Genomic DNA, 21,011 nt, shown 5'->3' on the forward strand with positions numbered 1-21,011 from the left:
TTAGAGAACGACGCTAACTAATGGGTGTGTAGATAAGGTTCTATAGAGCTCATCCAGCTGCTCACGACTAGTCGCAGTAATTGGCAAAGTAATGCCAAGATAATTTCCATCCTTAGATGGGCGTTGCTCTACTTTGCTCCCATCAAACGTAGGATCAAATTGCTTGGCAATGTGAATAATCGCCGGGAGATATTCAGGGTTTGTTTTACCCATCACCTTGATTGGAAATAATGAGGGGTACTCAATTAAAGACTTTTCTTCAGTCATACTTTGACTCTCTATATCTAATTTGATTTGTAATTATTTGCGGTGATCTGGCATGCCCAGCCAAGCACCTGTAATGATGTTACGAATGCAATGTAAGCGACGGTGGAAAAAATGATCGGCGCCAGGAACTACCTGCACCGTTAATTCTTGTGGACGCGCCCAATCCAAAACATCAATTAACGGGATCGTTTCATCCAATTCGCCGTGAATTAATATCGTATCCGCAGGAACCTGAGCCAGCGTCCACTTACCAGCAGCGCTACCTACCATCACAAGGCGTTCGGCCGGGCGCCCTAGCTCCGAAAGCCTTTGCACTAAATGACTGCCAACAAAGCTCCCAAAAGAGAAGCCAGAAACAACTAATGGCAAAGTATTTGCGTTCGCCACCCAAGCTTGATTTGCAGTCGCTTCAAAATCACCCCAGCTCGATGGGGCACGCATCCAGTCAGTTACATGCAGTAAATCTTCTAGTTCACCAACGCCATCATCATGTACACCTTCAGTTCCGCCCACGCCACGAAAGTTTGGGCGCACACTGACATAACCCAATTGGTTAAATGCACGCGCCATAGTTTGCGCAACTTTGTTATCCATTGTTCCACCCATTAGAGGATGTGGATGAGCAACGAGCGCTAGGCCGCGGACTGCAAAATTAGGATCGTTTTTTAATTCATCCGGAAGGTCAATCGACATCTCCATTGATCCAACAATACCTTCAATATGAATTACTTTTGTACGGCTATTCATAAAACACTTTCAATCATTTAAATCACTAAGCCAACTGCAAGCGCTCAACTGGGCGACCTGCAACTAAATGTGATTGGATAATTTCTTCAACATCATCTACATCAACCATGGTGTACCAAACACCTTGTGGATAAACGACCATGACAGGACCATCAGCGCAGCGATCTAAGCATCCTGCCTTGTTAACACGAATCTTTCCTGGGCCTGCAAGTCCAAGTTCTTTAACTCTTTTTTTGGCGTAATCAAATAGCGCAAAAGCATTGTGCTGATCACAGCAGTCTTCGCCATTACTGCGTTGATTTAAGCAAAAAAATAGGTGGTGTGAAAAACTCATAGAAAAATTATATTCATCAATGTTTCGATTTAAATTCCCTAGCACCGCGAAGCATCCAAATTAGCGCTAGAGGTAACCATACTACTGAAACCCACTGCATGAGCTCATTAAAGTGCAATAAGCGCCCCTGATGCCAATGTCGCAGCGTCAGAATGAAATAGGGATTGTCAGGCAATACATTGACCGCTATTGTGGTGCCCACTAAACAGGTCAGCGCTAGCCAAAATTTAAGCTCTGGCTCCAACTTTAGTGCCCATCGCAATAGGATGCTACCCAGAACCATGCCCCAGAGGGCTCCTGCAGTGAGCCAATTTAAACTAAACTCAGCGCCAAACTGAAGTGCAGTAAACAAAATCTTGATGAGCACTGTCAAACCAAGCAGTCCGTTGAGGATGCGCCACTGAGGCGCCTTAGCCCGCAACCCTAGCGACAGCAATAAGGCAATGCCGAGCCAACATAGCGATGTAATTACCATCTCCTGAGCAACATGATTAATCACCAAAGTGCCCCAATCTACCGAGCCAAATATGGCGTGCCCCCAAACACCCGTCCCCAACCAAGAGCTTTGTGGATAAATCTGCGACCACGGAAACAATAAAAACAATGCGCATGCAGCCCAATTTAAGCCAAACCATTGGTCAAAACGACGGCGAATAGCGCTACCAGAGAGCCACTGCGGGCCTAGTGGAATGGCTAATAACCCGCCCAATAAACCCCCTAATACATTGGCCCACCAATCCATCTGGCTGGGAATACGCGTAGGTAGCCAGGACTGCAAAGTTTCTACGCCCAAGGCAAGCGCAGCACTTAAAGCTATGGCGATAGCAAGGGCTACAAAATTACGCCAACGAGGGTAAGTAGCAAACATCACTAAGAACCCAAAAGGGATATAGGCAAGAATATTGACTGCCACATCAAACAAAGTAATAAAACAAGGTAAGGGGGCATCCAACCAGGCCCAGGGAGATATTCCATTGTGGAAATCAAAATCAAAGGGATTAAGAGTCACATAGACAATCAGGAGCGCGTAACTTAGGCTCATAGCCCTAGCCAATGGCATAGCCTGCAAAGGCCATACCAATTTCCGAGGTCGTTGATCTTTTTGATCCATCCCACAATTCTAGGTCAGACCTTTCTACAATGGCAGAATGACTGCAAATTGCATACTTGAGCGTGTTAACGAGACCAGATCAACCAATGATGATCTTTTGGAGCGCTGGCGTGCCGGAGAATTAATCGATCCTGTAGCGCGTATTGCTCACAAACAAACTGCAGGCAAAGGAAGGGCGGGTCGTTCATGGCTAGCCAATCCGGAAGATTCTCTTTGCTTCTCCTTAGCCTTTCCGTTTCAAAGAACCCCTGCAGAACTGAGTGGTTTAAGTTTGCTAGTTGGACTAGCTGTCATATCCGGGATTGCACAAGCATGCGACCTCAGCGAATCAAAACTTCACGAATTAGGTCTTCGCTTAAAGTGGCCAAACGATTTGTTACTTAATAACGCCAAACTTGCTGGCATTCTGATTGAAGGTGGTCAAGCAAAAGCCGGTGCTTCAACCTGGATGATTATTGGGATTGGTATCAACTTACGTAATGCAGAAAAAATTGAGGCTAGTTTAGACAATGGATTCAGAGCAAGCTCTCTTAGCCAGATTACAGACTCGCTACCGGATATCGAATACCTTTGGTTGAAATTAATTGCCTCGCTTGAGCAACATCTCACAGAATTCGATCTACATGGATTTAAACCATGCATGGAGTCATGGATTAAGTGGGATGCATATCGAGAGCAAGCTGTTTGCATTTCAGGCGCCGGTAAAGATGCCATATACGGCATTACAAAAGGTGTTGATGAATCCGGAGCATTACTATTGCAACAAGAAAACAAAACGATCGCCATTCATGCGGGTGATGTTTCATTACGGATTCAATCATGAGCCTTTATTTATTCTTTGATGTTGGCAATACACGCCTCAAATGGGCGGCTGTGGAATCGAATCAAAATCCAAGCGCTCAACAAAAGAAGTTGTGGTCTTACTCGGGCTCTATTAGTAGTAAGTCTTTGCAGTCAGCAGAGCATCGCAAGGAATTAGCCGACTATATTGCAAAGACACTTCCAAAGCCCGATGCTATTGGCTTTAGCTGTGTAGCCGGGGAAGAGGCCATCTCTAATCTCAAGTCATTATTTCCACAATGGAGTGATTTGAATTGGCAGCAATTAAAAGGTGACAGCACATTCTCGGGGATGCGCAGCCTTTATCAAGATGCTAGCAAGCTCGGTGCTGATCGCTGGGCCGCCCTCATTGGTGCACGTGCCTTATCCACCAATAACACCCTAGTTGTGAATGCCGGCACCGCCACTACGATTGACTTGCTCGGATCTAATGGCGTGCATTACGGCGGGTGGATCTTGCCTGGCCTTGGGCTGATGCAAGAAAGTCTGCAGAGCAAAACTGCACAACTCCCTTTAGCAGTTCGCGAAGACTCTCAACAAGAATTTGGAACTACAACTAATGAAGCCATTATTGGCGGATGTGATGCAGCACAGATTGGCGCTATTCACTACGCATTACTGCAGGCAAAAAAATTAAATCATCCTGTTGAAAGAATTTGGCTTGATGGTGGCAATGCAAAAGTTCTTCTTGCTCAAATAAAAAAATCTGATTTGCAGAATTGGCCGATTGAACAAACTGAGGGCTTAGTACTTCGCGGCGTTTGGGCGTGGCTACTACAAAATCTTTAAGAGCGAATCTTGCCCAATAGACTGGTGGTGGAGCGCTCATACAAAAACGGTATGGCAACTGCCCTACCGCCCCAACTCTTTACAAGATGCGTCTCTGCTAAGGTGTCGATTTCATAATCTCCGCCCTTGACATAAATATCAGGACGAATTTTTTCAATTAAGTTGACTGGGGTTTGTTCGGTAAACAACACAGCCATATCAACACTTTCCAGCGCAGCCAACAAAGCCTGACGATCAGCCTCTGTATTAATAGGCCTGTCATCGCCTTTGCCCAGCATCTTGACCGAAGCATCAGAATTTACACCCACTACCAAACTAGCGCCTAAAGCACGTGCCTGAGCCAAATAACTGGCATGTCCGCGATGCAGGATATCAAAGACCCCATTAGTAAATACTAGTGGCCTTGGTAGGCCTGCTAAGCGAACCGCAAGCTCATCCGGTGGACAAACTTTGGCTTCAAAAGAGGGTGGTAGTAACTTGCTCATAACTCAATATTAATGGCAATTTTGTAATGCCAGCGATATTAACCAGAATGTCTTAGACTTGGTCTCTACCTAGTGAAATTTAAAGGCGCAATATGTACCGCAATCTAATGAATTGGCTCTTTGGCTTATGCGCCCTCCTATCCGGACTGCAAATTGCCAATGCCGCAAGCAGCTGCAGCCCACTCCTCTCTCATACCTTCCCCCGTTTACAGGATGAGGCGCCACAGAACCTTTGCCAATATCAAGGCAAAGTTGTTTTGGTAGTGAATACAGCTAGCTTCTGCGGTTTTACCAGTCAATATGAGGGTCTTGAAAAGATTTACGCCAAATATAAAGACCAAGGTTTTGTAGTGCTTGGTTTTCCTTCTAATGATTTTGGGCAACAAGAGCCGGGTAGCAATAAAGATATTGCCGATTTCTGCAAGAATACCTATGACGTGAAATTCCCAATGTTTGCTAAAAGCGTAGTCTCGGGCAGCAACCCTAACCCTTTATTTAAGACGTTGATTGCTAAAACTGGCACAACACCTAAATGGAACTTTTATAAGTACTTGATAGATCGCAATGGTAATGTGATTGACTCTTTCGGAAGCATGACCAAACCAACCAGTAGTAGTATCACCAGTCAAATTGAAAAGCTTTTAGGAGAAAAGGCCCAGTGAGTCAAAAACGAATTGCCATCATTGGCGCAGGTATTTCTGGATTAGGTTGCGCATACGCCCTAAGACAACACTCTGAATTTGAAATTACCTTATATGAAGCTGGTGATCATATAGGCGGTCATAGCAATACAGTAGATTTCACTTACAACATCAACGGGGACAAAGTAACCCATGGTGTTGATACTGGCTTTCTAGTTTTCAATCGCAAAACATATCCTCGCCTAGTTAGACTATTTGAGGAAATTCAAGCTCCCGTAGCCCCTTCAGAGATGTCTTTTTCTGTCTCTATTGATGCCTCTATGAAGTCAGGATCGAATAAAAAGATTGAATGGGCAGGCAACGACATCAACTCTTTTTTCGGTCAGCGCTCCAACCTTCTGTCCCTCTCTTTTTGGCGTATGGCTTATGACATCCTACGCTTTAACCGTTTAGCCACCCAGTTAGCACAAGAGCAAATTGATGCGGGCCATCAATATAAAGAACCAGATGAAAAAATTGCTGATTTTTTAAAACGTCACCGTTTCAGCCAAAGTTTTAAAGAAAATTATTTCTTGCCGATGATTGGCGCAATCTGGTCATGCTCAGTCGAGCAAATGCTTGAGTTCCCAATTCAAACCATGGTGCGCTTTTGTCATAACCATGGTCTTTTACAGATCCAAAATCGCCCACAATGGTTGACTATCAAAGGCGGTTCGCGCGAGTACGTAAAGCGAATTGTTGCTGCAATAGAAAAACATGGTGTAACCATTAAGCGTGAGTGTGTTCTCAGAGTTAATGCAGGTCACGATAACGGTCAAGTCGAGGTTATTAGTCAGGCCGGATCGGCCTATTTTGACGAAGTCATTATGGCTTGTCACAGCGATCAAACACTAGATCTAGTTCACGGCATTGATCAGCAAGCTAGAAATATTTTGGCGGCCATCCCTTATCAAAAGAATCGCGCTATCTTGCATACAGATCCCCACTTCTTGCCCGAGGCAAAACGTTGTTGGGCTGCATGGAACTACACTGCTAAATCTGGTGACCAACCAAATGTAAGGCAACACGTCAGCGTGAACTATTTAATCAATCGCCTGCAACCGCTTCCAGGGCAACTTAAAGACGTGCAAATTATTGTTAGCCTAAACCCTTCTGAAGAGCCAGATCCAAAACTAGTGCATCAAGAAATTCACTATTCGCACCCTGTTTTTGATATGAGCGCAATACAGGCACAGAAAGAACTACCCTTGATTCAGGGTTCATCATCCATTTGGTATTGCGGCGCTTGGACGGGCTTTGGTTTTCATGAGGATGGCTTGCGCTCGGGTGAACTAGTTGCAGAAGCACTCATTGAAAGCATTCGTCAACCTATTAAGGTCAAACAAGATAGTTAATGGCGCAAGCAAAGATCAACTTTGGGGTAGTTAAGCACCAGCGCATTCGGCCAGCTAGAAATGCGTTTGGCTATGGAGTGTTCACCGTCTTAATCCCCATGCGCGCCCGTAAGGCCAATACAAATTTGCTCGAAGATAACGGCCTTAGCGATAACCGCTGGGGGTTATGCGCTTTTTTTGATAAGGACCATGGCCTAGGGGAAACGAATAGCCTTGCTTGGATTGAAAAAATTCTTGCAGACAACCAAGTCTTCAATATTGATGGAGAAATCTGGTTACAAACCTTTCCAAGGGTATTGGGATACGTCTTTAACCCAGTCAGCTTCTGGATCTGCACCCGAGCCAATGGCAAAGTACAGGCAGTGCTTGCTGAGGTAAATAATACTTTTGGTGAACGTCATTGCTACTTACTGCACAAAGATTCGGGCGAAGAGCTGCACTCAGGCGAAACACTTACTAGCAAAAAAGTGTTTCATGTCTCTCCATTTTGTGAAGTAAGAGGCGAATACCATTTCCGCTTCTTGTTTCCACAAGACAGTAGTAGCGGCAAAAACAGTGTTTATCGCATTGAACTCCATGAGGATGGCCTGCCCCTCATCAACACGAGCATTAGCGGCACTAGCCGCCCACTAAGTCGAGCTAATATCATTTCGGCAATGCTCCGCTACCCTTTGATGAGTTTGGGTGTAATTTTCCGTATTCATTGGCAAGCATTGAAATTATGGATAAAAGGTGTACCCTTTCATTCAAAGCCCAAACCACCAGAACTTGAAGTTAGCAGATGAATCGCCCAGGACAATCCCTTCTCTCGAGACTGAATTTTTCTCGCCCCCAAGAGCGAGCTAGCTCTTCACATAAGCATCAAATTAGCGCCAAGGCACTTTTAACGCTCTTGACCCAGCTTAGCAGCGGCTACTTGAAATTGATCCTGCCGGATGGAGATAAGAAAGAATTTGGTAATCGCAGCGATCAATTACATGCTGAAATTCATATTCTGGAATGGTCGGTATTTAAAGAAATCATGTCTCATGGAGATATTGGTTTTGCAGAGAGCTATATTCAAGGCAAGTGGAACACGCCCGATCTCAAGGCATTACTTGAGCTAGCCATTCGCAATCGAACTATCTTAGAAAAAGCCATCTACGGTAATTGGTATGGATCTATTTTTTACCGCCTGAAACACTGGTTAAGAGATAACAGCAAAACAGGTAGTCGCAAAAACATTCATGCTCATTACGATCTAGGTAATGCTTTCTATACCTTGTGGCTCGACCCCACTATGAGCTACTCCAGCGCCTGGTTCTCCGAGGGTGATAAGCAAGGGTTAGTTGATGCCCAACGCGCAAAAATTAGGCGAATTTTAGACTCCCTTAAAACAAAACCTGGAGATCATGTCTTAGAAATTGGATGTGGTTGGGGTGGAGTAATGGAAGAATCACTGCGCACTAATAGAGCAATCACAGGCCTCACTTTATCTACAGAACAGAAAGCTTTTGCCGAAAAACGTCTTCTAGCAGTACAAAATGAAATTGCAAGTTCACCTTCATTTGAGGTGCGACTGCAAGACTATCGGGACTGCCAAGAAAAATTTGATGGTATCGCCTCAGTAGAAATGTTTGAAGCAGTCGGTGAAAAGCATTGGCCGGAATATTTTGAAACTATTGCCGAATGCTTAAAAGCTGGTGGCAAAGCTTGCATTCAAACCATTGTTATTGCCGAAGATCTTTTTGAGCGCTATCGACGTAATACTGACTTTATTCAGCAGTACGTCTTTCCAGGTGGTATGTTGCCATCTCGGGAGAGCTTTAAGGCGAGCGCCGCAAAGGCCGGCTTACGAATCGAGCAAGAATTTGCTTTTGGCTCTGACTATGCAAAAACGCTTTGCCTATGGAGGGATAGTTTTAATCAAAAACTCCAGGAAGTCCGTCAACTAGGATTTGACGAGGCCTTTATTCGTCTCTGGAACTTCTACTTAATGTACTGTGCGGCGGGCTTTACAGAGCGCAATATTGATGTAGTGCAATTTACCCTTAGCCACCAACCATCAACAGCATCCTCTGATGCGCTAAGCGCATGAAACAATCAGGAATAGATCATTTCTCAGGAAAAAGAGTCTGGGTCATTGGCGCGTCTAGCGGCATCGGCGAGGCTTGTGCAAAGACTTTACTTGCTCAAGGCGCAAAGGTAGCACTCTCTAGTCGCAGAGCGGATCGTTTAAATCAAATCGCTCTCAGCGGAGACGCCAATCAAAGCCTCGTTATTCCTCTAGATGTTACGAATGATCAACAAGTCTATGAAGGCTATCAAAGTATTTTGGCGGCCTGGGGCGGCATTGATCTTTTACTTTTTGTTTCTGGCGTATACACGCCACTCAGAGCAGACAATTTCGATATCAAGATTGCTGAGAAAACGATTGATGCTAACCTTTTAGGTCCAATGAGGGCTGTTGCATTAGTGACTCCTGGGATGCTTAAAGCCCACTCAGGACATATTGCTATCGTTGGTAGTGTGGCAGGCTACAGCGGCTTACCAAAAGCCTTGGCCTATGGCCCCAGCAAAGCAGCAATTATCAATTTTTGCGAGAATTTGTATTACGACTTACTACCAACCGGTGTCAGCGTGCATATGATCTCGCCAGGCTTCGTTGCAACTGAAGCCACAGCACAAAATGACTTTGAAATGCCAGCCTTAATTAGCGCAGAGGAAGCAGCTAAAGAAATTTTAGCCGGCATTCAAAAAGGGGAGTTTGATATTCATTTCCCAAAACGATTCTCGAGATTTTTAAAGTTTCTCAGAATCTTGCCATACCCAATCTACTTTTGGGTTGTGCGCCGCTTCGTAAAAATCTAAGTAACGCTAGAGCGCTACTTTTCCAAAGTTATTGCTTGTACTTATTTTTACGAATTTTTTCTTCTAAATAATCCATGACTAAGATTGCCTTGGCTTTAGTGCCGGCAATAGATGGTGAAGTCACATACTTACCCTGCATCACAATAGTAGGCACGCCATCAATTCGATAGGCTTCAGCCATTTGCTTTGCGGCACGCGCTTTTGAAATCACCGCAAAAGAGCGATAAGTTGCCAAGAATGTATTGCGATCTATTCCCTGCGAAGCGACCCAATCAGCAATCTCAGGCTCAGTTAATAGCCGCTTATTTTCTTTGTGCATTGCATACATAACTTTTTCATTCAGAGCATCACCTTTGCCCATTGCCTCAAGGGCATAAAACAACTGGCTATGTGGCAGAAAGTCATCGCGGAAAGCTACGGGCACTCTTTTGAAAACAACATCTTTAGGCTGACGCTTTACCCAGCTGCTAAGCTCAGGCTCAAAGTCATAACAATGTGGGCAACCGTACCAAAAGAATTCGATAACCTCTACCTTTCCTTTGGTATCTACCGGCTGAGCAATAGGCAAGATGCGGTAATCAAAACCTTCTTCAATTTTTTGCCCTTGAGCAGCAACAAAGCCGCCCAAAGAAAGAAGTGCGAAAACTGTAATTACTCTTTTGCTAATTGAAATCATGATTTACTGGATTTAATTAAAGTTGGTTTAATGCCCATACCATTCAATTTATCGCGAACAGGATTGCTGTCTTCAACGCTGTTATATGGACCTACACGAACACGCCAAAGGGTATTACCATCGGCCGTAACCTCACTTAGCTGCGCCTGAATTCCCTGAATAGCTAAATTTGCTTTTTGCGCATCCGCATCTGCGCGCTTATTAAATGCGCCCACTTGCAAAAAATAAATTGAGTCTGATTTTGCGGCCGGAGCCACATCAGCAGGCTTATCGGCAGATTTCTTGCCATTCACCAAATCACCAATCGGGTCAGCTGATGCAGGTGCGGGTGATTTACCTTGAAGCGGCTTATTTAAATCTACAGGCTCGACAGGAGTAGCAACCTCACCTTCAGCGGGGGCGGGAGAGGGCTTAATACTCAATGGAAGGCTGGGGGCACGCATGCCCGGTCTTTCTTGTGGAGTATTTTTAGATAGATAAAAGGCAATGACAAACGCAATTCCAAGGCCGGCGCCTAAACCCAAAATAAAGCCAAGGATAGTGCCGCCATATTGGGTGTTTTTGCTATCCACGTGGTAGTTTACAAAGCCAGTTTGCTGATTTGGTCTTTTCATCATTTCCTCATCTTACATCCACACTCCGTACCTCGTCATTACATCTTTGCTGGCGCGGATACCCCGAGTACTTTTAAGCCATTTTGCAACACCTGACGTGTTGCAGATAACAGCGCAAGACGTGCCGACTTTAAATTCTGATCATCCACCAATACGCGATCAGCATTGTAGAAAGTATGGAAATCGCCTGCCAAATCACGTAGATAAAAAGCTAATGTATGAGGAGCTAACTCTTCCGCAGCAGATGTGAGCATTTCTGGATACTCCGCTAAACGACGCAGTAAATGATCCGATGCCTTGCTTTGCAATAGCGATAGATCTGCTCCAGCTAAATCCGCTGTTTGTCCGCCCCATTGCTGCAAGATTGAACTGATACGCGCATGTGCATACTGAACATAGAACACTGGATTCTCATCATTTTGCTGCAAGGCTAAATCAATATCAAAAACAAATTCGGTATCTGCTTTACGCGAGATCAAGAAAAAGCGCACAGCATCACGACCACGCTGCAATGCCAACTCTCTCTCTTCTGGGGTCATCTCTAAAGTAACGCCACCGGACCACTCAACTAAATCTCGGACCGTCACGTATGAGCCAGCACGCTTAGAAATTTTCACCTCTTCGCCATGACGCATCACAGTCACCATCTTATGCAAGACATAATCAGGATAGGTTTTAGGAATATCCCAGCCTCGCTTTTGCGCTACACCCTGTAAGCCTGAGCGAACACGGGCAATCGTCCCATGATGATCGCTACCTTGCACATTAATCACCTTCTGAAAGCCACGGTTCCACTTGCTGGTGTGATATGCAACATCTGGTACAAAATAAGTAAAGCTGCCATCTGACTTACGCATCACGCGATCTTTATCATCGCCATCATCAGTAGTCTTCAACCATAGCGCCCCTTCAGACTCATAGGTCTTGCCTATATTTTGCAAATCACCAACGATTTGAGCAACGCTTCCATCGGTATACAGAGAGGACTCAAGGTAATAGCAATCAAATTTAACGCCAAAGGTTTTCAAGTCAATATCTTGTTCGTTGCGTAGATAAGCAACAGCAAATTGACGGATCGCCTCAATGTCATCCTTATATTCTGGTGAAGCTTTAAAAGCTGTTGCAATCTCTGCAATATATTCACCGTTATAAGCTTGCTCAGGCCACTTCGCATCACCTGGCTTTAAACCTTGTAAACGAGCCTGAACTGATAACGCTAAATTCGCAATCTGTACGCCAGCATCGTTGTAATAAAACTCGCGATGAACTTTAATGCCCTGGGTTGCCAATAAATTGGCCAAGGCATCCCCAAGTGCTGCCTGTCGTCCATGTCCAACATGCAATGGGCCCGTTGGATTGGCTGAAACAAACTCAATCATGGCGCTTGAAGCAGAGTCGTCACTCAAAGGGGATTCACCAAAATTTGCGCCAGAGGAAAGTATCTCTTTCACTACAGCTGTTTTGGCGGCATTACTCAGACGGAAATTAATAAAACCAGGGCCAGCAATTTCGCAGGAAGCAATAAGCTCGCTAAAGCCATTCTGTTGCTGTAATCGCTCAACCAAAGCTTGAGCGAGCTCTCGCGGATTGAGCTTCCAAGCCTTGGAAAGCTGAAGGGCAATATTGCATGCGACGTCGCCGTGATCAACGGCCTTAGGGCGTTCTAAACGGGGCGCAAGAGGAGTCTCTAGGCCGCGTTCCTGAGCCAAGGCCGCCAGGGCAGCACTCAGCATTTCAATTAAGCGATTTTTATTAGTAGACAACATAGATAAGTGAGTTTATCAGGTGGTAAGCTATCGAAATGATCTATCAATTTCGCTCAAAAGCTGGTCCAGATGTCATCATGCTGGCAGATCTGACCAAACGAATATTTGATATTTTGGGGCGCCCCTTAGATCCCCGTGGAATCCTGACTGTTGAACAGCTTCCCGATCTGATCACCGCACTCGAAACTGCCATTCTCAAAGATCTTGAGGAGCGGGCAAAAGTACATGAAGAATCTGAAAATGGCGCCGAGAAGCCTAAGTTGGCCGATCGCCTTGGGCAGCGAGCCTACCCATTTCTGGAACTCATGAAGCAAGCAAGGGCCAAAGATGAACCCGTCTTGTGGGGTGTTTAATCCAACAAGCTTGCTAGCTGGCGACGGGTATCTTCAATAGTTTGGTCACGGCGTTTTGCCAGATCCTCAACTTGATCATCTGAAAGTTTGCCCACATTAAAGTAACGTGCATCGGGGTGAGCCAGATAAAAACCACTCACACTGGAAGCAGGATTCATCGCCATAGACTCGGTCAAAGTCATGCCGATATCTTCCGACCCAATGACTCGCAACAGATCTTCTTTGACTTCATGCGCAGGGCAAGCTGGATAACCAGGCGCCGGACGAATACCGCGGTACTCTTCATTAATCATTTGATCATTCGTCAAAATCTCATCGCTTGCATAGCCCCATAAATCGGTACGTACACGATGGTGCATCAACTCAGCAAATGCTTCCGCCAATCGATCTGCCAAGGCCTTCAACATAATGGCACTGTAGTCATCATGCTTTGCCTGAAACTCAGCAACTTTCTTTTCAACACCATGACCAGTTGTAACCGCAAAACATCCGAGGTAGTCCGCAACACCAGAATCTTTTGGTGCAACGTAATCAGCCAAACAACGATTGGGTCTGCGCACGCCCTCTACAACCGGACGCTCGGATTGTTGACGCAAGTTATGCCAGACAAACAAAGGATGCTCGCGTGCTTCATCGCTATAAAGAACAATATCGTCGCCAACGGTATTGGCAGGATAGAAAGCAACCACGGCATCGGCCTGTAACCATTGCCCTTTAATGAGTTTATCGAGTAACGCCTGAGCATCGGCAAACACCTTACGAGCCTCAACTCCAACAACTTCATCATCCAGAATTGCTGGAAACTTACCCGCCAAGTCCCAAGTCTGAAAGAACGGTGTCCAATCGATATATTTAGCGATGTCACTCAGTGCGAAATTTTTAAATACGCGGCGACCGATAAATTTTGGCTTTTCAGGAGTGTACGAAGACCAATCAATCATCTCGCGATTCTTGCGTGCCGCCTCTAAAGAAATGGTAGGTGCTGCTTTCTTATTTGCATGTTGTTCACGAATACGAACATAATCATCGCGCAAATCTTGGATGAATTTCTTGGCACTTTCATCAGACAGCAAGCTAGAAGCCACAGATACTGAACGGGAAGCATCAGGTACGTAAACTACTGGACCATCATAGTGTGGAGCAATTTTCACCGCAGTATGTACGCGGGATGTAGTGGCGCCACCAATCATTAGAGGTATCTGACGCTCGCGGAAATAATCATCACGCTGCATTTCTTGTGCAACATATGTCATCTCTTCAAGCGAAGGAGTAATCAAACCAGATAAGCCAACGATATCCGCATTTTCTTCCTTGGCGCGCTTCAGAATCTCAGCGCAAGGAACCATCACGCCCATATTGGCTACTTCGAAGTTATTACATTGCAGAACAACGGTCACAATATTTTTACCAATATCGTGCACGTCACCCTTTACAGTTGCCATCACAATCTTGCCCTTGGCTTTAGCCTCGCCACCAGCAGCAATATGTTGACGCTTTTCTTCTTCGATATACGGAATCAAAATGGCAACGGCTTGCTTCATCACGCGCGCACTCTTGACTACTTGAGGCAAGAACATCTTACCTGCACCGAATAAGTCGCCGACGACATTCATGCCATCCATGAGCGGGCCCTCAATAACTTCAATAGGCCTCCCGCCTGCACCCATAATTTCTGCGCGTAACTCTTCAGTATCTTCTTCAATAAAAGTAGTGATGCCATGAACTAAAGCATGAGTTAGGCGTTCGCGAACTGGGGCTTCGCGCCACAATAAATTTTCGACCTGCTTTGCACCGCCGCCTTTAAATTGATCGGCAATGTCGAGTAGACGCTCTGTTGGCGTTTTGCCATCCTTCTCTTTAAAGCGATTGAGGACCACGTCTTCAACGCGTTCACGCAACTCAGGATCCAGATCAGCATAGACGCCTAATTGACCCGCATTCACAATGCCCATATCCATACCAGCCTGAATAGCGTGATATAGGAACACCGTATGGATCGCCTCGCGCACACGGTCATTACCACGGAAGGAGAAGCTGACATTAGATACGCCGCCACTTACCTTGGCGCCAGGAAGATTTTCTTTAATCCAGCGAGTGGCATTAATGAAATCTACCGCATAGTTATCGTGCTCTTCAATACCAGTAGCGATTGCAAATATATTCGGATCAAAAATAATGTCTTCAGCCGGAAAACCGATTTCGTTTACTAAGATCTGATAGCAACGCTGACAGATTTCAGTCTTGCGCTTAAAGGTATCGGCTTGACCAACCTCATCGAAAGCCATCACTACAGAAGCGGCGCCATAACGACGAATTAAACGCGCTTGCTTTCTGAAAGGCTCTTCGCCCTCTTTTAAGGAAATCGAATTAACGATTGGCTTACCCTGAATACATTTCAAACCTGCCTCAATCACACTCCACTTCGAGGAGTCGATCATGATTGGAACGCGAGCAATATCAGGCTCAGATGCAATCAAGTTTAAGAAGCGTGTCATTGCCGCTTCAGAATCTAACATCGCCTCATCCATATTGATGTCGATAACTTGGGCGCCATTTTCAACTTGCTGACGTGCTACTGCGAGCGCCTCATCAAATTGATTATTTAGAATCATGCGCGCAAATGCTTTTGAACCAGTTACATTGGTGCGCTCACCAATGTTCACAAAACCAACATCGGCGGTAACGTTAAAAGGCTCAAGCCCTGAGAGCTTCATCGGTGGCATTGTTGTTTTGTCTACCTTGCTCATGCCAGCACCTCAGCATTCTCGCGATAGAAAGCACGAGGCTTACGCTTCGCAACCGCATTTGCGATTGCGCGTATGTGATCAGGTGTAGTGCCGCAGCAACCACCAACCAAGTTCACTAAACCATCTTTAGCAAAACCATCGACTAAGCTGGAAGTAATTTCTGGCGTCTCATCAAAGCCCGTATCGCTCATTGGATTAGGTAGGCCTGCATTTGGGTAGCAAGACACCGCAGCATCACAAATCCTAGCCAGCTCGGCAATATAAGGACGCATTAAAGCTGCACCTAGTGCACAGTTCAAACCAAAGGTGAGCGGCTTAATGTGACGCAAACTATTCCAGAAGGCTTCAACAGTCTGGCCAGACAAAATACGCCCAGATGCATCGGTTACGGTTCCTGAAATCATGACTGGCAAACGTTCGCCAGTCTCCTCAAAAAATTCATCGAGCGCAAAGAGTGCGGCTTTAGCATTAAGCGTATCGAAAATTGTTTCAACTAAAAATAAATCCACGCCACCAACAAACAAACCTTCAATCTGTTCACGGTACGAAGCGCGCAACGCATCAAACGTTACATTGCGTGCCCCTGGATCGTTTACATCAGGTGAAATGCTAGCTGTCTTTGGTGTAGGTCCAATCGCGCCTGCAGCAAAACGCGGCCTATCTGGAGTGCTATATTTTTCGCAAGCAGCGCGCGCTAATCTGGCAGAGACTTCATTCATCTCACGCGCTAAGTCAGCCATCTTGTAATCTTCCTGAGCAACTGAAGTTGCACCAAAAGTATTGGTCTCAATGATGTCAGCGCCAGCATCTAAATACTGCTCATGAATTTTGCTAATAATTTGGGGTTGAGTTAGTACGAGCAACTCGTTATTGCCTTTAATGTCCCCAGGATGGTCGGCAAATCGGTTATTTCCTGGCAAGCCACGGTAATCAGACTCGGTGAGTTTGTATTGCTGAATCATGGTGCCCATAGCGCCATCCAAAATAAGGATGCGCTGCTTTAAAAGCTCGGGTAGCTTTTGACCGCGGGTGTAAGGCTGGGACAAACCATTAGATTGCATTGTTAAACCGGGATTAATCTCTAGAATCCCTTATTCTATTGGAAAAGCCACTTTTCATTTACCCCGGAGCCCCTTATGTTTGGAACCATTCCAGAATTCAATCAAAGCCTTGATATGCTTAAAACCATGTGGGGACAAGGTACAGCAGCACAAGCCGGGCAATTTCCCTTCACAGCAGACGCATCTAAGGCTGCTGGCGGCTTTGGGGCTGCTTTCCCTGGCTTGGATGTGGATGAGCTAGAAAAGCGTATTAAAGACCTCAAAAGCGTTGAAAACTGGCTCAATTTGAACCTCAACATCCTCAAGTCCACAATTCAGGGATTGGAAGTGCAACATGCCACCATGATGGCGCTCAAATCCTTTGGTGATGCAGTCTCTGCAGCAGGAGCGGCAGCTACTGCACCGAAGGAAGAATCTGAGACAAAAACAACTAGCGCTAAACCGCGGAAAACCGCAACACGCCGTCGTCGCAAAGCTGGCGACGCAACTTACCTCGACGAAGTAGGTAATTCAGATGAGCAATAGCCTCACCCATCGCAAAAGTAAGTTGATGAATATCTAATTCACGCTTAAACAAAACCGGCACAATCTCTCGAGCATGTGCCGGTTTTTTACATGCGCCTAAGGCATCAGCCAAGCGATCATCATGATGCGCCTTTAGTTGCGCAATTCGCGGTCCGATACCAGTAAATGGTTTGCCATGAGAAGGCAATACCAAAGTATCTTCTGGCAATGCTAAATATTTTTCAATAGAGTCTAAATACAAGCCTAGAGGATCTGCATCTGGATCAGCATCGTAGACACTGACGTTAGTAGAGATTCGTGGTAAGAGCATATCTCCTGAGATGAGCACACCAAGCTCTTTGCAAAAAAGAGAAGCATGTTCAGGCGCGTGCCCATACCCCATCATGACCTGCCAAGAATGTCCGCCAATTAAAATACTCTCACCATCAATAATGCGACGATATTGACGTGGCACCCCGGGAACCATATTGCTGTAGTAATTTGAGCGCGCTCTGATTTTTTCTAAATCTTCTGGTGCCGTTAATCCATGTCTTTGGAAATGATCTGCCGAACCTCCGCTTCCGGCACGGGCGCCCACTGCAGCACCACCCTCTTTGCAACTTAACCATTGAGCAGTTAAGTAATCAGTCATGGAAATCCACAAAGGCACATTCCATTTTTCGCACAACCACTGTGATAAGCCCACATGATCAGGATGCATATGCGTCACAATGACGCGCAAAACTGGCAAGCCTTCAAGCTGAGAAGCAAAGACTCGCTCCCAAGAAGCTTTTGTCTCGTCATTAGCAATACCACAATCCACAATCGTCCAGCCTGAAACACCTTCGATTTCATCACGCAGCAACCATAGATTGATGTGGTCTAAAGCAAACGGTAGACGCATACGAATCCAACGAACACCTGGAGCAACCTCAATACTGCTGCCCACTTCCGGAAGTGCATCTCCTAATGGATAATAGATCTCAGCTTCATTACTTGCTTTGTTTTTAGTAGTCATGATTTAACGTAATTTCTTTTATCTTTTATTTCTAGGTTTTCTTTGACAACAGTTCCATCACCTTGCATTAATTGGTGTGACATTAATCCTGAAAATGGTTACTGTCGTGGCTGCTATCGTACCTTGACTGAGATTGCTGAATGGTCGGATATGACCAATCCCGAGAAGCTTGAGGTTTGGACACAACTATCTATTCGCAAACCCCAAGCACCGCTGTAAAACTATTCTTTAGTTCTTTATTTGTTGACGTCGACAATCAAGCGTCCACGTACATTGCCTGCCATTAATTCTTGTGCGTACTTAATAGATTCTTCGAGTGAAATTTCATGAGAGATTTCATCCAACGTTTTTAAATCTACTAGCTTGCTCAGTTGCTCATAGGCAGCAATTCTTTTTGCACGTGGCACAGTCACACTATTAATTCCATACAAAGTAATGCCTCGCAAAATAAATGGTGCAACAGTGGAAGGAAAGTCCATTCCTTGCGCTAATCCACAAGCTGCTACTGCACCATCACTCTTGGTTTGTGCGCATGCATTTGCCAAAGTATGGCTGCCGACGCTATCGACTACAGCAGCCCAGCGCTCTTTCGCCAACGGCTTACCGGGCGCAGATAGAACAGCACGATCGATAACCTCCGTCGTACCTAATTTTTTAAGGTAGTCCGCCTCAGCCATACGACCAGTACTAGCTACAACAGTGAAACCTAATTTACTGAGGAGCGTAATGGCAAAACTGCCAACGCCCCCTGCGGCACCAGTCACCAAAACCTCACCATCGCTCGGCTTAAGACCATGCTTTTGTAGCGCCATCACGCAGAGCATGGCGGTATAGCCCGCAGTTCCAATAGCCAATGCTTGTTTTGCAGTAAACCCCTTTGGTAACGGAATCAACCAATCAGCTTTAACCCGAGCCTGCTGCCCCAAGCCACCCCAATGCCCCTCGCCCACACCCCAACCATTGAGAAGCACCATATCGCCAGCCTTAAAGTCAGGGCTGGTGCTTTCTATCACCTCACCAGCAAAATCAATGCCAGGTACCATTGGAAAACTACGCACTACCGGACCTTTACCGGTGATAGCTAAGCCATCCTTGTAGTTGAGGGTCGAGTACAGGATCTTTACGCGTACATCGCCTTCTGGGAGGCTAGCCTCATCAACTTGGACTAATTCTGCGCGATATCCTTGATCGTCCTTATTCACCAATATTGCTTTAAACATGTCTCATCCTTTTAGATCGCGGTTTTTTCCCGCAGCAATTGCTTAATAGGTTTATCCTAACGAGCATTGCTAATTATGGAGGTTTCCATGAAAAAAATTCTACTATTAACTACGATTTCTGGCATGTTGCTATCTGGGTGCTACTCCACCCAGGTAAACATGTCGATGGGCAATATGCGCCTCATTAGCTCAAGCGCAGCACCACAGGATGTGATGGATTTCGCGACTAAGACCTGTAAAGATGATTTTTACGAAGGTGCAAGCTTTTTATCAAAGGCAGGCAAAGAATATCGCTTTAAGTGCGTAAAGGCCGAAGAAAACGAAATATTAATTCCTATTCCTGGCACAACGATTGCTGCCGCTGCAAAAGCTGAATCTAAGTAAACAAGACTAATGACCCCATTCACTTCACAAGAACTGCGCAAAGGTTTTTCATCATTTGCAACCGGGGTCACTGTCATCACCTGTCTGGATGAAGAGGCTAATGCTCACGGGATTACGATCAGCTCCTTCAACACAGTCTCACTCGAGCCACCACTTATTCTCTGGAGCCTGAAGAAACATTCACGCCTTATGCCTTGGGTTGAGCTCGGGAAAAGGCATCTTATTCACGTTCTAGAACGCTCCCAAGAAAATCTGGCAATGCATTTTGCTACAGTGAAAGTGGATCAATTTAATGGCATTGACCATAAGCTTGCGGCTAGCGGACTTACTCAAATTGATCATTGCGTAGCCTATTACGAATGTGAAACTGTTTGCGTTCACATTGGTGGCGATCACAACATTATCGTTGCCAAAGTCATTAACTTAAAAAATCATCCGGAACGAGAGCCCCTCATTTTTGCGCGCAGTAAATTTGTTGGCCTCGATTTCGCAGAAATCAAATCTAGCTAATACCAACTACCTTTGCAAGGAAATGCCATGATGCGTTTATGGGGTCGCAAAAGTTCTATCAACGTTCAAAAAGTATTGTGGTGCCTGACAGAGTTAGGTCTCAAAGAAGGGAAAGATTTTGAGCGCACTGATGCTGGACTGCACTTTGGCCTAAATAACACACCAGAGTTTCTCAAAATGAATCCCAATGGTCTGGTACCCACCATCGAAGATGGTGGCCTAGTGCTATGGGAATCCAACACTATCTTGCGTTATTTGGTTTCACAGTACGACAAAAATGGGCGCTTTCCAAAAGACGTGACAGCTCAATACAGCTCTGAAAAAATGATGGACTGGCAATTGGCAACTCTATGGCCGCCATTACGTACTGCTTTTTTAGGTCTTACTAGAACACCTGAAAAAGATCGTAATTACGAAGCTATCTATCAAGGCTATCAAACAACCAACCAAACGCTCAGCTTGCTCGATCAGATCCTATCTAAGCAAGACTACTGCTCAGGTAATCAATTTAATATTGGCGATATTGTGGTGGCTTTGGGGGTGCATCGCTGGATTTTACTGAACGACACATTCCCAGAAAAAACTGGGCCGCGCAGTGATCTAAAAAATGTTGACCGCTGGTTAAAGCAATTAAGAGCAGAAACCTATTTTGGCGAATTTTCTGACAAAGAGCTCAATATCGTTAAATAGTTTTCTGCTT

General features: G+C 45.4%; 25 protein-coding genes. 13 read left to right on the plus strand and 12 right to left on the minus strand.

Translation table 11 applies throughout. The features are described 5' to 3' along the window. From ICW03_RS11025 to ICW03_RS11040, 4 genes are read right to left on the minus strand one after another with little or no spacing between them, the layout of a single operon-like run. The gene (locus tag ICW03_RS11025) at positions 1–267 is read right to left on the minus strand and encodes a YbeD family protein (RefSeq protein ID WP_215348051.1); all 267 of its coding nucleotides are present in this window, start codon (positions 265–267) and stop codon (positions 1–3) included. Between the two features lie 33 nt (positions 268–300). After that, a complete protein-coding gene (locus ICW03_RS11030) occupies positions 301–1,014 on the minus strand; it encodes an alpha/beta hydrolase (RefSeq protein WP_215348052.1) in 714 nt (237 codons plus the stop codon). 25 nt (positions 1,015–1,039) lie between these two features. Further along, positions 1,040–1,348 carry a ferredoxin gene (locus ICW03_RS11035; RefSeq protein ID WP_215348053.1) on the minus strand — a complete coding sequence of 103 codons (309 nt, stop codon included), beginning with the start codon at positions 1,346–1,348 and terminating at the stop codon, positions 1,040–1,042. A gap of 16 nt (positions 1,349–1,364) precedes the next feature. Continuing rightward, positions 1,365–2,459 carry a VanZ family protein gene (locus ICW03_RS11040; protein WP_215348054.1) on the minus strand — a complete coding sequence of 365 codons (1,095 nt, stop codon included), beginning with the start codon at positions 2,457–2,459 and terminating at the stop codon, positions 1,365–1,367. A 37-nt stretch (positions 2,460–2,496) separates the two neighbouring features. On the opposite strand from ICW03_RS11040, the gene ICW03_RS11045 reads away from it, so the two are divergent. Both ICW03_RS11045 and ICW03_RS11050 read left to right on the plus strand, forming a co-directional pair. Beyond that, positions 2,497–3,282, plus strand: coding sequence for a biotin--[acetyl-CoA-carboxylase] ligase (locus ICW03_RS11045; RefSeq protein WP_215348055.1), 786 nt, complete (start codon positions 2,497–2,499; stop codon positions 3,280–3,282). After that, a complete protein-coding gene (locus tag ICW03_RS11050) occupies positions 3,279–4,088 on the plus strand; it encodes a type III pantothenate kinase (RefSeq protein ID WP_215348056.1) in 810 nt (269 codons plus the stop codon). The genes ICW03_RS11045 and ICW03_RS11050 overlap by 4 nt, the downstream gene beginning before the upstream one ends. On the opposite strand, the gene rfaE2 is transcribed toward ICW03_RS11050, so the two are convergent. Beyond that, positions 4,085–4,573 carry a D-glycero-beta-D-manno-heptose 1-phosphate adenylyltransferase gene (rfaE2, locus tag ICW03_RS11055; RefSeq protein WP_215348057.1) on the minus strand — a complete coding sequence of 163 codons (489 nt, stop codon included), beginning with the start codon at positions 4,571–4,573 and terminating at the stop codon, positions 4,085–4,087. The genes ICW03_RS11050 and rfaE2 overlap by 4 nt on opposite strands. 107 nt (positions 4,574–4,680) lie before the next feature. Here rfaE2 and ICW03_RS11060 point away from each other — a divergent pair, with 107 nt between their 5' ends. From ICW03_RS11060 to ICW03_RS11080, 5 genes are read left to right on the plus strand one after another with little or no spacing between them, the layout of a single operon-like run. Continuing rightward, positions 4,681–5,235, plus strand: a complete 555-nt coding sequence (locus ICW03_RS11060) for a glutathione peroxidase (protein WP_251374512.1) — start codon at positions 4,681–4,683, stop codon at positions 5,233–5,235. Then, entirely contained in the window at positions 5,232–6,608 is a 1,377-nt protein-coding gene (locus ICW03_RS11065; RefSeq protein ID WP_215348059.1) for an NAD(P)/FAD-dependent oxidoreductase, read from the plus strand. The genes ICW03_RS11060 and ICW03_RS11065 overlap by 4 nt, the downstream gene beginning before the upstream one ends. After that, complete coding sequence (locus ICW03_RS11070) at positions 6,608–7,393, plus strand: DUF1365 domain-containing protein (RefSeq protein ID WP_215348060.1); 786 nt, start codon at positions 6,608–6,610, stop codon at positions 7,391–7,393. The genes ICW03_RS11065 and ICW03_RS11070 overlap by 1 nt, the downstream gene beginning before the upstream one ends. Further along, positions 7,390–8,685, plus strand: coding sequence for a cyclopropane-fatty-acyl-phospholipid synthase family protein (locus ICW03_RS11075; RefSeq protein WP_215348061.1), 1,296 nt, complete (start codon positions 7,390–7,392; stop codon positions 8,683–8,685). The genes ICW03_RS11070 and ICW03_RS11075 overlap by 4 nt, the downstream gene beginning before the upstream one ends. Continuing rightward, positions 8,682–9,458, plus strand: coding sequence for an SDR family oxidoreductase (locus ICW03_RS11080; protein WP_215348062.1), 777 nt, complete (start codon positions 8,682–8,684; stop codon positions 9,456–9,458). Before ICW03_RS11075 ends, ICW03_RS11080 begins: the two co-directional genes overlap by 4 nt. 28 nt (positions 9,459–9,486) lie before the next feature. On the opposite strand, the gene ICW03_RS11085 is transcribed toward ICW03_RS11080, so the two are convergent. From ICW03_RS11085 to argS, 3 genes are read right to left on the minus strand one after another with little or no spacing between them, the layout of a single operon-like run. Next, positions 9,487–10,134, minus strand: a complete 648-nt coding sequence (locus tag ICW03_RS11085) for a thiol:disulfide interchange protein DsbA/DsbL (protein WP_215348063.1) — start codon at positions 10,132–10,134, stop codon at positions 9,487–9,489. Beyond that, complete coding sequence (locus ICW03_RS11090; protein WP_215348064.1) at positions 10,131–10,751, minus strand: SPOR domain-containing protein; 621 nt, start codon at positions 10,749–10,751, stop codon at positions 10,131–10,133. The genes ICW03_RS11085 and ICW03_RS11090 overlap by 4 nt, the downstream gene beginning before the upstream one ends. A 35-nt stretch (positions 10,752–10,786) precedes the next feature. After that, entirely contained in the window at positions 10,787–12,514 is a 1,728-nt protein-coding gene (gene argS / locus ICW03_RS11095) for an arginine--tRNA ligase (RefSeq protein ID WP_215348065.1), read from the minus strand. Positions 12,515–12,549: 35 nt separating this feature from the next. Here argS and ICW03_RS11100 point away from each other — a divergent pair, with 35 nt between their 5' ends. Further along, on the plus strand, positions 12,550–12,867 hold the full coding sequence (locus ICW03_RS11100) for a DUF1840 domain-containing protein (RefSeq protein ID WP_215348066.1): 318 nt from the start codon (positions 12,550–12,552) through the stop codon (positions 12,865–12,867). On the opposite strand, the gene metH is transcribed toward ICW03_RS11100, so the two are convergent. Both metH and ICW03_RS11110 read right to left on the minus strand, forming a co-directional pair. Further along, positions 12,864–15,614 carry a methionine synthase gene (gene metH, locus ICW03_RS11105; RefSeq protein WP_215348067.1) on the minus strand — a complete coding sequence of 917 codons (2,751 nt, stop codon included), beginning with the start codon at positions 15,612–15,614 and terminating at the stop codon, positions 12,864–12,866. The genes ICW03_RS11100 and metH overlap by 4 nt on opposite strands. Next, positions 15,611–16,675 carry a homocysteine S-methyltransferase family protein gene (locus ICW03_RS11110; protein ID WP_215348068.1) on the minus strand — a complete coding sequence of 355 codons (1,065 nt, stop codon included), beginning with the start codon at positions 16,673–16,675 and terminating at the stop codon, positions 15,611–15,613. Before ICW03_RS11110 ends, metH begins: the two co-directional genes overlap by 4 nt. Before the next feature lie 75 nt (positions 16,676–16,750). Between ICW03_RS11110 and ICW03_RS11115 the strand changes: the two genes are divergently transcribed. Continuing rightward, entirely contained in the window at positions 16,751–17,200 is a 450-nt protein-coding gene (locus ICW03_RS11115; RefSeq protein ID WP_215348069.1) for a PhaM family polyhydroxyalkanoate granule multifunctional regulatory protein, read from the plus strand. On the opposite strand, the gene ICW03_RS11120 is transcribed toward ICW03_RS11115, so the two are convergent. Further along, positions 17,112–18,197, minus strand: coding sequence for an MBL fold metallo-hydrolase (locus ICW03_RS11120; RefSeq protein WP_215348070.1), 1,086 nt, complete (start codon positions 18,195–18,197; stop codon positions 17,112–17,114). The two genes, ICW03_RS11115 and ICW03_RS11120, sit on opposite strands and share 89 nt — an antisense overlap. Positions 18,198–18,239: 42 nt before the next feature. On the opposite strand from ICW03_RS11120, the gene ICW03_RS11125 reads away from it, so the two are divergent. Beyond that, positions 18,240–18,416, plus strand: a complete 177-nt coding sequence (locus tag ICW03_RS11125) for a DUF1289 domain-containing protein (protein ID WP_215348071.1) — start codon at positions 18,240–18,242, stop codon at positions 18,414–18,416. Between the two features lie 17 nt (positions 18,417–18,433). Here the strand turns inward: ICW03_RS11125 and ICW03_RS11130 are convergent, their stop codons facing one another. Continuing rightward, a complete protein-coding gene (locus tag ICW03_RS11130) occupies positions 18,434–19,417 on the minus strand; it encodes an MDR family oxidoreductase (protein ID WP_215348072.1) in 984 nt (327 codons plus the stop codon). An 87-nt stretch (positions 19,418–19,504) separates the two neighbouring features. Between ICW03_RS11130 and ICW03_RS11135 the strand changes: the two genes are divergently transcribed. Genes ICW03_RS11135 through ICW03_RS11145 form a run of 3 tightly spaced genes read left to right on the plus strand, consistent with a single transcriptional unit; the run spans position 19,505 to position 21,001 of the window. Next, positions 19,505–19,801, plus strand: a complete 297-nt coding sequence (locus ICW03_RS11135) for a hypothetical protein (RefSeq protein ID WP_215348073.1) — start codon at positions 19,505–19,507, stop codon at positions 19,799–19,801. Positions 19,802–19,810: 9 nt separating this feature from the next. Next, on the plus strand, positions 19,811–20,311 hold the full coding sequence (locus tag ICW03_RS11140) for a flavin reductase family protein (RefSeq protein WP_215348074.1): 501 nt from the start codon (positions 19,811–19,813) through the stop codon (positions 20,309–20,311). 27 nt (positions 20,312–20,338) lie between these two features. Continuing rightward, positions 20,339–21,001 (plus strand): glutathione S-transferase family protein, encoded by a 663-nt coding sequence (locus tag ICW03_RS11145; RefSeq protein WP_215348075.1) that lies wholly within the window; start codon positions 20,339–20,341, stop codon positions 20,999–21,001. Positions 21,002–21,011: the final 10 nt, after the last annotated feature.

This window comes from Polynucleobacter sp. MWH-Aus1W21 (genome assembly GCF_018687275.1).
Taxonomy (GTDB): Bacteria; Pseudomonadota; Gammaproteobacteria; order Burkholderiales; family Burkholderiaceae; genus Polynucleobacter.